This window comes from Mucilaginibacter sp. (assembly GCF_965201005.1).
GTDB lineage: Bacteria > Bacteroidota > Bacteroidia > Sphingobacteriales > Sphingobacteriaceae > Mucilaginibacter_A.
On record NZ_OZ241747.1, the window covers coordinates 593,667 to 606,012 of the forward strand.

Consider the following 12,346-nt stretch of genomic DNA (forward strand, 5'->3'; position numbering starts at 1 on the left):
GAAAGCCTTTTATTAATGCTGTTTTTACCACCTATTTTTTAGGCAGCGGCTGTTGTACCGGAGGCAAATTCAGCGGTGCGCTCACCGGAGCGGTTGGTTTTGAAGCTTTGTCAATCTGTTCCTGGTTTTGCACACGGTTTGCAGATGATGGACCGTTTTTAGAAACCACATTTACAGCCAGCGAAAGCACCATCAGCGCAATAGCCAAAAACCAGGTCCCTTTTTCCAGAAAATCACCGGTTTTTTGTACGCCCATCATTTGAGACGAACTCGAAAAATTAGAATTCAGGCCGCCGCCTTTCGGGTTCTGGATCAGCACGATCAAACCAAGCAGCACGCAGATAATCACAATCAAAACAACAAGCACTAAATACATTTTATATCAGTTTATTTTTTTCTCTATTTCTGTTAGTTGGGCTGCAAAGTAAACGCTTTTTTCCGGAAATTTCAACAGCAGCTTTTTATAAGTATCTAAGGCTTTGTGGTAAAGCATTTGGTCCAAGTAAACTTTTGCCAGCGTTTCCGTCACCAAAATATCTGCATCTTCCGAACTCTTTTTAGCCTTGTTTTCTGTGTCCAACTTATCCATACTTGGCGGGTGGATGTGCGGTTCTTCAATAATAAAACGTTCAATCAGCTGCTTCTCCTTCTTTTTAACTGGCAATTCTTCTATCGGCGGCAACACGTTTTCGGGCACTTTCAGCGGTGCTTTGGTATGAAAAATACTTTCTATATATTGCTGGTGCAGCTCCGGGCCAACGCTTAAATCAGTGTTGTTTTGTACATTTTTAGTGTAAGGCTGATAGTTCCCATCATGTTCTTTGCGCGTTCTGTCCAGCCACCACATAAACGTGTACGGCATTTTATCATCATGATATTTGGAAACCGTATCTGCTTCATTTTCAGTTTGATAATCCGTTTTTATAGGTTCAGCCAAAGCTTTTTCTAATGGATCATCACCTTTTTCTATCAATTGTTTTTCAGTTTCAGGCGTTTGGTTTTGCCCGAATTTCTGGTTAAAAGAAAAATAATCGATCGAAGCAATGTTGCTCAGCATTGCTTTTTCCGCCTCATCGCGGGCATTTAAAGGTGTTTCTTCCGAAGTAATTTCGGGTGTAACTGCAACTTCCGGTGCTAATGATTCAGGTTCGGATCCGGGAACAATTTGGGGCGATGCTTCTTTTACCACCTCAAATTTGATGTCCTCAATCGCCATGATTTCCTCAAAAACCTCTTCGTCAATTTCCTGGCCGGCGGGTTTTTGATTAAAGTTTTCTTCGAATGCTAAAATCGTTGGTTCAGGGAAAACAAGTTTTTCATCGTCCTCATTTACAAATGTTTGGCTTATGTCTTCTGCCCGGAAATCATTTTCGGCAGCCATTGCTTCCTCCAAATTTTCACCTGTAAAAGAAGCATCAACGTTTTCTGCGGAAGGGATATCTTCTGTAAAAACCGCTTCCTCGTCCTCAATTTCCGCAGGTTTTGGTTCGATAAAAGCCGCGTCGGTAGTTTCCTGCGGATCAGTTTCTTCCGATTTTTCCTGACTATCGGTTCCGGTCAAATTTCCCTCAATAAAAACAGCATCGTTTTCTGCGGAAGGAGCAGCCCCGGCCACATCTGAATCCGCAGTAACCACTTCCAGTTCCAAATCAATAAACGCGGCATTGTTGATTTCGTCAGCAGGTATTTCATCCGAAAAGTCCGCTTCCGTTTCAGGTTTTGGGTTGATAAAAACAGTATTGGTTTCTTCTTTCGCAGCAACTTCCACCGGATAATTTGCTGCAAAAGCTGCCGGTGCGTCCACCAAATTTTCCTCTGTAAAAACAGTATCAGTTGTTGTTTTATGATCGGTTTTACTTCCATCAAAACCAACAAAACGATCTGGTTTTGGCGCAACCAGCAATTCCGGCCGGTGGATCAGCCGGAACAAAACTTCCCGGTTTGCCGCATAAACTGCCGCCGAACGAAGTGCTTTTTCTGCAATTTCGGCATCTGGCTTTTGCACTGCTTTGGCCAGCAACATCCGGAAAATACCGCAGGCCGGATAATTTTGCACCAACGCTTCCAACTGCTGCCGGTGCATTGCGTTTGCCGCCGCCGGATTGGCCAATAGTTGCTGCAAAAATTCGGGGTTTAACCCGTTTTGTATCTGATCCACGGTTTGAAACTACGATTTGCTTACCAATTGGCAAAAGCCTTGTTAAAAATATCTTCAGTCAGTTGCGTATTGATGGCTGCAATCAGCCCTTGTTCGCGCGTGCCAATATCGCCCTGATAATCCTGATAACGCGAAAACGATTGCTCAAAATTTTGTTTTGGGTCTAAATTATTGGTGTATTTCACGTTCACCGTAATGGTTAAACGGTTGGTGTTGGATATTGGTGCGATGCTGCTGTTGGCCGCCGGCAAAACCGTTGGCGCAATGGTGTAGCCCGTAATGCGGCCTTCCAAAGTGCAATCTGCATCGCCCCGAACCGTGCTTAAACGGGTTTGCGTGCGGATACGGTCCTGCAAAGCGGTGGTAAAAGTCTGGCTTAAATTGTTGATCACCAGCGGTGCCACGTTTTCAAAAATCGGAATGTTGATGGTTTTTAACGCGCCAACCGAACCGCCGTTTAATTTGTAGGAGCAAGCCTGAAAGCAAAAAAATATCGGCAGTAAAAAAAACAAGCCCGATTTTTTGCCGATAAAAGAAGTATTGGCCATTAATGTATGTTTATAAATTCAGTTCTTTAATTTTTCGGTACAAAGTGCGCTCGGAAATGCCCAGTTCCTGAGCGGCAAATTTGCGTTTGCCTTTGTGTTTTTTCAACGCTTTTTTTATCAGGTCTGATTCTTTTTCCAGCAATGAAAGTGATTCTTCCACTTCTTCAGCTTCGTGTGCAATGCTAAAATCTTTGTTGTTTTGCGTTGGTTGCTGGATAGTTAATTTGGGTTCCTGCGGATGATTGTTCTGGTGATGAAACTGATGGTCGCCTTCAATCTCAATATCGCGGTAAAGCTGGTTCAAAACCTGCGGATTGCCGGTATAATTTGCCGTAACGCCGCCATTTTCAATAATATCGACCACTAATTTTTTAAGGTCCGTCACGTCGCGCTTCATGTCAAAAAGCACTTTGTACAAAATATCACGTTCCGAAAAATCGTCTTTTTTCTGTTGATTGATGCGCATCGGCAAATTGCTGCCGCTGTTTTCCTGCGGGATGTATTGCAGCAAACTTTGCGCAGAAATGGTATGATCGCGCTCTAAAACGGCTAATTGCTCGGCAATATTTTTCAGCTGACGAACATTTCCCGGCCAGCTGTAATTCACCAGCATTTGCTGCGCTTCTTCATTCATTTGTATGGGCGGAGAACGATATTTCGCCGTAAAATCTGCCGTAAATTTTCTAAAAAGCAGATAAATATCTTCTTTCCGGTCGCGCAACGGCGGGATGCGCAACGGAACGGTATTCAGCCGATAATACAAATCTTCCCGGAAACGGCCTGATTTTACCGCATCATAAACATCCACGTTGGTGGCCGCAATTACACGTACATTGGTTTTTTCTACTTTGGATGAACCAACTTTAATATATTGCCCGGATTCCAAAACCCGCAGCAAACGCGCCTGAGTCCCCAAAGGCATTTCGGCAATTTCATCCAGAAAAATCGTTCCGCCGTTTACCGTTTCAAAATAACCTTTACGCTCGCCAATGGCACCCGTATAAGCACCTTTTTCATGTCCAAAAAGTTCCGAATCAATGGTTCCTTCGGGGATGGCACCGCAATTTACCGCGATAAACGGACCATGTTTCCTGGGGCTCATCTGGTGGATGATGTGCGAAAAAACCTCTTTACCGCTGCCGCTTTCGCCTGTAATCAGCACCGAAATATCTGTTGGTGCCACCTGGTTGGCAATATCTATCGCCCGGTTAAGCAAAGGCGAATTACCAATAATCCCGAAGCGCTGTTTAATTTCCTGAATCTCCATACTGTTTTTAGCCTACAATTTTACCAATTAAGGTTGCGGTTGTACATTTTTCGATCAAAACATTGGCATAATCGCCCGGCTGGTAGCGTTTATCTGCCGGAAAAACCACCGTTGCATTCAAATCATTCCGTCCGCTATAATCTAAAGCTGATTTTTTAGAACGTTTCTCGATCAAAACCTGCTGCACCTGGCCGATTTGTTCTAACAATCTGAAATGCGAATGCTGTTGTTGTTTAGCCACAATTTCGCGCAACCGGCGGCTTTTGGTTTCCTCCGGAATATCGTCCGCATAACGCTTTGCCGCCAGCGTTCCCGGCCGTTCCGAATACATAAACATGTAGGCGAAATCGTACTGCACATAATCCATCATGCTCAGCGTTTCCTGGTGTTCTTCTTCCGTTTCCGAACAAAAACCGGTAATCACATCGGTAGAAATGGCACAACCGGGAAGAATGCGACGAATGGCATCAATCCGGTTCATGTACCAGGCACGGTCGTAAGTACGGTTCATCAGTTCCAAAATCCGGCTGTTGCCCGATTGTACCGGCAAATGGATGTATTTGCAGATGTTGTCGTACTTTTTCATCGTGTAAAGCACTTCATCCGTAATATCTTTTGGGTGAGATGTTGAAAAACGTACGCGCAACTTTGGGTTGATTAACGCCACAAATTCCAGCAACCCGGCGAAATTTAGGATGATGCCGTCTTCATTCGTCCATTTGTACGAATCCACATTTTGCCCAAGCAGCGTAACTTCTTTATAACCGGCATTAAATAAATCCGCACATTCTTTGACGATAGAAAAAGCATCACGGCTACGTTCGCGGCCGCGTGTAAACGGAACCACGCAAAATGAACACATGTTGTCGCAGCCGCGCATAATCGACACAAAAGCGTTGATGCCGTTGCTGTTTAAACGCACCGGACTAATATCAGCGTAAGTTTCTTCGCGGGAAAGCAGCACGTTTACCGCTTTTTGTCCGCTGTCCACCTGTTCAATCAAATTTGGCAGGTCGCGGTAAGCATCCGGGCCAACCACTACGTCAACCAATTTTTCTTCTTCCAAAAACTTGGCTTTTAAACGTTCGGCCATGCAGCCCAAAACGCCAACCACCATTCCCGGGTTCCGCTGTTTGGAAACTTTAAATTCTTTCAAACGATTACGTACACGTTGTTCCGCATTTTCGCGGATTGAGCAAGTGTTGATAAAAACCACGTCCGCTTCCTTAAAATCCGAAGTGGTTTCAAAACCCTGATCCGCCAGAATGGAAGCAACAATCTCACTGTCCGAAAAATTCATCGCGCAGCCATAACTTTCAATATACAGTTTGCGGCCATTGTTTTTCAATATCGTTTTATCCAGCACCAACGCTTCGCCTTGCCGGCTTTCATCGTGTTTGCTGGTTGGAAAATCCAAATTCATCATAAAAAATTGAACTGCAAAAGTAAGAAAATGTTATTTAATTGCGTGACAGATTGGCAGTATTAAACACAAATCGGCTTAAATAATGATTTTATACCGATAAAAGAAGCATTGCCTGTTTCCAAACGTATCATTTTAAATACTATTCTATATCTTGTACAAATTTGCTGCTGCCCAACGTATAAAAGCAGGAAGGATTTGGGAAATGAAATTTAGAAGGTTACGCCGCAGATTTAAAAAATTACGCCGTAAAAAATGGTTCAAAAGGCTGGTTTTGCCTTTGTTTGTGCTGCTGTTTTTTACGCTGATAATTGCGCTGGCCATCAATATTTACTTCTCGCCGGTTTTGTCCAATCAGCTAAAAAAAACGGTTTTTAAGTGGGGAAACGGTTTGTATCAGATTGATTTTGAGAGAAGTAGCCTGCATGTGTTGGCCGGCCGCATTGTGATCGATCACCTCAGCCTGAAACCCGACACGGCTGTTTTTGACCGGCTAAAAAAAGCAGGCAAAGCACCAAATAATCTGTACACGCTTTCGGTTGACAGGATAGTTTTTAAACATATCCATCCGTTTAAACTGTATTTTAAAAAGGAGTTTGAGGTAGATGAAATTTCCGTCAGCAAACCAAATGTGCAGGTTTTTTACCAAGATCTGCACCAGCCGGAACGCATCAAAAACGATCCGAAAACGATTTACCAGGAAATTGCAGGCACGCTGAAATCGATCCATGTTGGCCGGATTTTGGCGGATAACATCAGTTTGCGTTATCAGGAAAAAACCGCTGGCGGGACACGCATCCGGCATCTGCAGAAAATCAACCTGAAAGCAAGCGATTTTCTGATTGATCAAAGCAGCCAGTTGGATCAAAAACGTTTTAATTTTTGCCGGGACATTACCGCTTCCATCAGCGATTATGCACTGCAGACTGAAAACCATCAGCATGAATTTACGGCCAAATCAGTCACGTTTTCCAGTTCAAAAGCAAGCGTGAAACTAATTGATGCTGTTTTTATGCCGGTAAAAACAGCATCGCCAACGCCAGATCAGCGGCGGCGCGAACTGCAGATGGAAAGTGATTCGGTGTGTATCAATCACTTTGATTATCAGCAATTTATTTCAAACAGAAAAATAAAAGCTTCGGATGTAACCGTTTTTGGCCGAAAAATAAGCTTCTTTTATAACCGAAATTTGCCCCGCCCTGAAAAACCTGCGGGTGCGGCCAAAACCGGTTTGTACAAACTATTGAAAAGCGTGCATCGGGACATCAACATCCAAACCATCAATTTTAAAAACGTGGAAGTGGTTTATGCAGAGATCAGTGCCAAAACCAAGCTGCTCGGCGTGATAACTTTTGAAAACTTGAACGGTTCCATCAGCAATTTCCTTACCGGAAACGATCCGCTGCAGGCCAACCGCAACATAACGGCCAGTTTAACGGCCAACTTGATGGGTTACGGCAAACTGAACGCCAATTTGCAGTTTGATGCGGCCAGCCCGGCCAATATTTTATATTATAAAGGCAGTTTGGGCGTGATGAACTTAGTGAACCTGAACAACGCCACCAAGCCGCTTGGCCTGATCCAGTTTACCAATGGGATTGTGACCAGTTTGGATTTTGATATGCAGGCCGATGCACAAAAAGCCATCGGAAAAGTTACCTTTTTGTATAATGATCTGAATGTAATTTTGCTTAAGCAGGACGAGAAAAATGGCTTGCACCGCATGTCGTTTATGTCGATTTTGGCCAATGCTTTTGTGCTGATCCGCGATAACCCACGCCAGAATGCTGCCGCAAGGGTTGCAGATGTGGTTTATTTGCGGCCGGAAAACACATCTTATCTGGGTTTGATCTGGCGTTCGGTTTATGCCGGGATCAAAGAATCGATTGGTTTATCCGCGGAAGTTGAGCAAAAACTGCGGCAAAAAGTGGTTGATTACAAGCAGAACAAAGAAATACGCAATCAAAAAAAAGCCGGCCGGCAGGAGCGGAGGCGGTTGCGCCGCTTAAAAAGAAACCTAAAAGAAGCACAGGATGATTAACCGATGCTTCTTTTAGGTATGCTTTTTTGTTGCCATGCCGAAATTTATTTGGCATCCCACGAGCAAATCCGCTACTTTTTACGAGATCCTGAAACAAGTTCAGGATGACAATCTAAGTTCAGGATAACAAAATTTTGTCGGTAAAAACAGTATCCGAAATCAAGACAAAACTTTACACGATATAATTCCAGCCGTTTGTGTCTTCTGTTCGGCCGTATTTTATATCATCCAGCGTGCGGCGCAATTTGGCGGCAATTGCCGCTTTTGCCGGATCAGGAAGTGTATAGATTTTCCCTTCAAAACCAATTTCTGCAATAGGCGTGATGGTTGCTGCCGTGCCTACGCCAAAAGCTTCGGTCAGTTTTCCGGTTTTGATACCGTCCAAAACTTCGGCAACGGCCACGCGGCGTTCTTCTACCGGCATGTTCCAGCTTCGGGCAAGTTCTAAAATACTATCGCGCGTAACGCCTTTTAAAATCGTATCGCGTGTGGATGGCGTAACCAATTTCCCATCTAAAACAAAAATAATATTTGCCGCGCCGAGTTCTTCCACATAAGCATGTTCGCGGGAATCGGTCCAGATGATCTGATCAAAACCTTCTTCGGCCGCTTTTTTGGCCGGCAAAAGCGAACCGCCATAATTTCCGGCAGCTTTTGCAAAACCGAAACCGCCATCGCTGGCACGCGAATATCCGGTTTCCACTTTCACTTTTAAATACTTGGAAAAATAAGGGCCAACCGGGCAAGTCATCACGCAAAATTTGTAACTTGATGACGGGTGCACGCCCAGTGCCGCTTCGGTGGCAAACATAAACGGACGGATGTACAGCGCGTGGTTTTCCTGCTCCGGGATCCATTGACGGTCAGCTTCCACCAGCGCGGCAATGCTTTGGATGAACAAATCTTCGGGAAGTTGCGGCATACACAAACGCTCGGCGGATTTGTTAAAACGCTCGGCATTTTTGTTTGGTCGGAAGATGGAAACCTGTCCGTTTTGAAGTTTATAAGCTTTTAAGCCTTCAAAAAAAGCCTGGCCGTAATGCAGTGCAGAAATTGCAGGGCTTAATTTCAGTTCGCCATAAGGTAAAATCTCAAAATTCTGCCATTGTCCGTTTTTGTAATCGGCCACCAGCATGTGGTCGCTAAAAGTTTGTCCGAAAACCAAATTGCCATAATCTGTTTCTGCCAGGCGGGAATTTTCTATTTTGCTGATTTTAATGTCGAGCGTATCTGTAACCATGATGCTGTTTTTATAGATATAAATGTGGTGCAATTTACTATTTTTGTTTATCTTCTTTAAAAGTCATCCTAATGAGTTTTATGTACTATCGAGCAAAAAACTGTAACAAAATCGAACGCTTTTGTTCATAATCGAACATAATCAGATTTGCAAATTATTGATTATAAACTCATTAGCTGTTGGCTTAAAATGTGCCATTGACAAGTCATACATCATTAATAAAGTTTTTAAAAGCCTTGTCATGACTAAATTAGATTTCAAAATCGCATTGCGCACTTTTTTAAAAAGCAAATGGTATAATTTTTTAAATCTAACCGGATTAGCAGTTGGTTTGGCCGCATTCATTTTAGTTACCTTGTACGTTGATCATGAAACCAGTTATGACCAGTGGAACAAAAACATCGACCGTATTTTTTTAGTTGAGAGGGAAATGCCAACCGGCCCATCACCTTACACACCAGGAAAACTTGCAGCTGCCATAAAAAGCCAGTGTCCGGAAGTTGAAGAAACAGGAAGGACAAACACAGCCTTGTTTCAAATTCCATTTTATACTGCATCAGGAAGATTTCTGATCAAAAAATGGGTTGGCGCAGACTATTCAATTGCTAAAATATTAGGTGTTAAACCTAAAAGGTTCAATTTGAATCCGAACAGCACAACACCAACTATTTTACTGTCAAAGCAAACCGCTAACGTACTCTTTCCTGCTGGGAAATCTGTTCAGAATCAGACCGTAAACATGCTTTCAAAGTCTGGGATGCCGATGATGATTGCTGGAGTAGCTGAAGATGCGCCTGGAAATACGAACCTAAACTTTGATTGTATTGGGTTTGCTGAAGATATTACTTCAGGGAAAGACCAAAGTTATGCAAACCAGGTTTATCAAACTTATTTATTGGTAAAACCTAACACGGATATCAAGCTGCTTTCCAAAAAAATCGATCAGATTTACAAAGAAGGCGTGATGGCAGATACGAGCCAGGTTGCTAAGGAAGCATTAAGCCGATCCGGAGCAGCTATCTATTTGGACCCTTTAAAAAACCTGCATTTAAAACCTCATTATGGTTCTTCTGTAAATAATCAGCTGGTAGATGGCCTGATCGTTCTGGCGATGATTATATTGATTGTAACTGGCGTTAATTTTACAAACTTGTATATTTCTCAGGCTAATAAACGTTCAAAAGAAGTGGGGATTAAAAAAGTTAACGGCATTATCAAACGGCAAATTGCTTTTCAGTTTCTGTCCGAAATATTTATTCAATGTTTGATTGCTTTAGTTGTTTCTTTTGGAATCGTTGTCATTGGTTTACCTTATTTTAATCATTTGTTACAAGTCAACCTATTTATTTCAGGCATCAGCTTCCACATTATATTCCAGCTGTTCCTTACCTTAATCACACTTACTTTACTGGCCGGAATTTACCCGTCGTTAGTGATGACAGGATTTAAACCGGTTGAGGTTTTTAGAGGAAACCAGCTTTTGGAAGGTGGTAAGTTTTCCTGGATACGAAGTTCAATCACCATATTTCAGTTCACCTTTGCTATTGTTTTTGTGATAACCTTGATTGTTATCAATCAGCAGATCACGTATATGAAAACTGAAAATCCTGGTTTTACAGCCAAACAGGTTATTTACATAGATAACCTCGCCCTGTTTAATCATCCAAGCAAATTTGAACCCGTACGAAACCGCATAAAAGCTATACCTGGTGTAAAAAATGTTACTATTGCTTCTAATATTCCCGGCGGCAACCTCCCAACTACTTACGAATATGCTGTTCAGGGCAAAGCATTTGCCATGAATACGATTAGTGTGGATTATGGATATTTTGAAACCTTAAATATCGGATTAAAAGAAGGACATGTTTTTTCCTCGTCTTTTCCGGGAGACTCTGCAAATGCAATCATTAATGAGGCCGCAGCAAAGGCAATGGATTTGAAGCAACCTATTGGTAAGAACGTAAACGGAAAGGGAGGAAATTATAGCATAGTAGGTGTAGTTAAAGATGTGAAAGCCTACGGATTTGAGCAGAACATTCAGCCAACGATTTATTTGATGAACGATCCGGGCGGATTTTCTAAACTACAAATTATGTTTAGTGCCGAAGGTAAAGCTATACCATCAATTCTCAGTACTTTAAGCCATCAGTGGCATGACATCAATAAACTTGATGGCGATAGTTTCAGCTATCATTTTCTGGATGAATTGTATGGACAGCTTTTTGTAAAACAGGAACAATTGCAAACGATACTGACCTGTTTTTCGGTGCTGGCCATATTTATTGCTTCGCTTGGCCTTTTTTCTACGGCAGCACACACTATTGCACTGCGTATGAAAGAAATTGCCATCCGAAAAGTGCTGGGTGCAAATGGAGAACAGTTGATGATAACGTTTAGCAAATCGTTTTTTTATACGGTTTTTATTGCCAATGTTATTGCATGGCCGGTTTCTTTTTTGGTTGCACAAAAGTGGCTCGAAACTTTTGCTTACCGAATTCATTTTTCTGTAATGCTTTTTGTAACAGCGATGACAATTTCTGTTGCAATTGTTATTTTAACGGTGTGTTTACAGGTGCTCAGGGCTGTGCGGTTTAATCCGGCCACTAAATTAAATGTATAAACTATATCAGCTTGTTCAAATTAGTTTCTATGCTTCTTTTATCACCTAAAAAACAAAATTTATTATCTTTTGAGATAATCATTAACCTGAAAGAACAAAAATACTGGCATAAAAGAAGCATTACAACTCTATCTAGTATAAACTTAAACAGGCCATCAGTATAGTTGCAAGTGTTTGTGGTTAAGCGGTAAAACTTTTCAGGCTAAAAAACCTTAATTTGCAGCATCAACATAAATTTTATGGAATTTAAAAAGATTTTGATCGGGATTGATGACAGCCACCAATCAGAAAAAGCCGCGGCTTACGGTTTTGCGCTGGCCAAATTGCTTGGGGCAGAAGTAGGTTTGGTGGAAGTGATCGAGCCGATGATTGTGCCGCCTTTAAGCACCGGGATCGTGGGCGGCGAAATGGACATGCTGAACAACCTGCCGCCGGTACAGGTGATGAACGCACAGGATGCTTCGGCCAAAAACGTAATGCAGCATTATGTGATGCAATACCGTGCAGAACACAACATTACGCAGTTTTTGGAAACCGGTGATGCGGCAACTGTAGTGGTAGATACGGCCCTGAAATTTCAGGCGGATTTGATTGTGGTCGGCTCACACGCGCGTACGGGTTTTAGCCGGTTTTTTACGGGGAGCGTGTCCGAAGATGTAGCGCGCCACACCGAAATCCCGGTGCTGGTAGTGCCGATGAAGGACAAAGATTAGGCGGTAAAAACAGCATTCCGTCATTTCGGGCAGAGGGAAAAATTTTATTAAAGCAGCCTGATTTTAGGTGGATAAAAGAAGTATTGTTTTGCGGAAAATCTTTTGACAGGCCGAGGATGACAAAGGGTAAACTTTAGACAGAACGCTAAACAGGTACAACGGTGGTGCAGCTCTCGCGTGAGGGATTGCAGTGGAAAGCCCGCAGCGCAGCGAGGACTTGGAACGTAAAGCCCGACCGGCCCAAGCCGGGCACGCCCAAATTATTTTATTGAAAAGAGCAGGGAAGTTTAAAAAATAATAGTTTGAAAAAGGAGCGAGGGAACGGTTTACGGATAT

9 protein-coding genes are annotated in these 12,346 nt (G+C 42.8%); 3 read left to right on the forward strand and 6 right to left on the reverse strand.

The features are described 5' to 3' along the window. Positions 1-31: 31 nt before the first annotated feature. The 5 genes from secG to miaB are packed head-to-tail and all read right to left on the reverse strand — an operon-like array spanning position 32 to position 5,399. The gene (gene secG / locus ACOFKR_RS02615) at positions 32-376 is read right to left on the reverse strand and encodes a preprotein translocase subunit SecG (protein ID WP_419802478.1); all 345 of its coding nucleotides are present in this window, start codon (positions 374-376) and stop codon (positions 32-34) included. A gap of 6 nt (positions 377-382) precedes the next feature. Next, positions 383-2,158, reverse strand: coding sequence for a hypothetical protein (locus tag ACOFKR_RS02620; RefSeq protein ID WP_419802479.1), 1,776 nt, complete (start codon positions 2,156-2,158; stop codon positions 383-385). A 20-nt stretch (positions 2,159-2,178) separates the two neighbouring features. Next, positions 2,179-2,706 carry an LptE family protein gene (locus ACOFKR_RS02625; protein ID WP_419802480.1) on the reverse strand — a complete coding sequence of 176 codons (528 nt, stop codon included), beginning with the start codon at positions 2,704-2,706 and terminating at the stop codon, positions 2,179-2,181. 10 nt (positions 2,707-2,716) lie between these two features. Beyond that, on the reverse strand, positions 2,717-3,973 hold the full coding sequence (locus ACOFKR_RS02630) for a sigma 54-interacting transcriptional regulator (protein WP_419802481.1): 1,257 nt from the start codon (positions 3,971-3,973) through the stop codon (positions 2,717-2,719). A gap of 7 nt (positions 3,974-3,980) precedes the next feature. Further along, on the reverse strand, positions 3,981-5,399 hold the full coding sequence (gene miaB / locus ACOFKR_RS02635) for a tRNA (N6-isopentenyl adenosine(37)-C2)-methylthiotransferase MiaB (RefSeq protein WP_419802482.1): 1,419 nt from the start codon (positions 5,397-5,399) through the stop codon (positions 3,981-3,983). Between the two features lie 151 nt (positions 5,400-5,550). On the opposite strand from miaB, the gene ACOFKR_RS02640 reads away from it, so the two are divergent. Beyond that, positions 5,551-7,437, forward strand: coding sequence for a hypothetical protein (locus tag ACOFKR_RS02640; protein WP_419802483.1), 1,887 nt, complete (start codon positions 5,551-5,553; stop codon positions 7,435-7,437). Positions 7,438-7,609: 172 nt separating this feature from the next. Here the strand turns inward: ACOFKR_RS02640 and ACOFKR_RS02645 are convergent, their stop codons facing one another. Further along, positions 7,610-8,677 carry a branched-chain amino acid aminotransferase gene (locus tag ACOFKR_RS02645; RefSeq protein WP_419802484.1) on the reverse strand — a complete coding sequence of 356 codons (1,068 nt, stop codon included), beginning with the start codon at positions 8,675-8,677 and terminating at the stop codon, positions 7,610-7,612. Between the two features lie 241 nt (positions 8,678-8,918). Here ACOFKR_RS02645 and ACOFKR_RS02650 point away from each other — a divergent pair, with 241 nt between their 5' ends. Both ACOFKR_RS02650 and ACOFKR_RS02655 read left to right on the forward strand, forming a co-directional pair. Further along, positions 8,919-11,297, forward strand: coding sequence for an ABC transporter permease (locus ACOFKR_RS02650; protein ID WP_419802485.1), 2,379 nt, complete (start codon positions 8,919-8,921; stop codon positions 11,295-11,297). 239 nt (positions 11,298-11,536) lie between these two features. After that, on the forward strand, positions 11,537-12,010 hold the full coding sequence (locus ACOFKR_RS02655; protein WP_419802486.1) for a universal stress protein: 474 nt from the start codon (positions 11,537-11,539) through the stop codon (positions 12,008-12,010). The last annotated feature ends 336 nt before the right edge of the window (positions 12,011-12,346 follow it).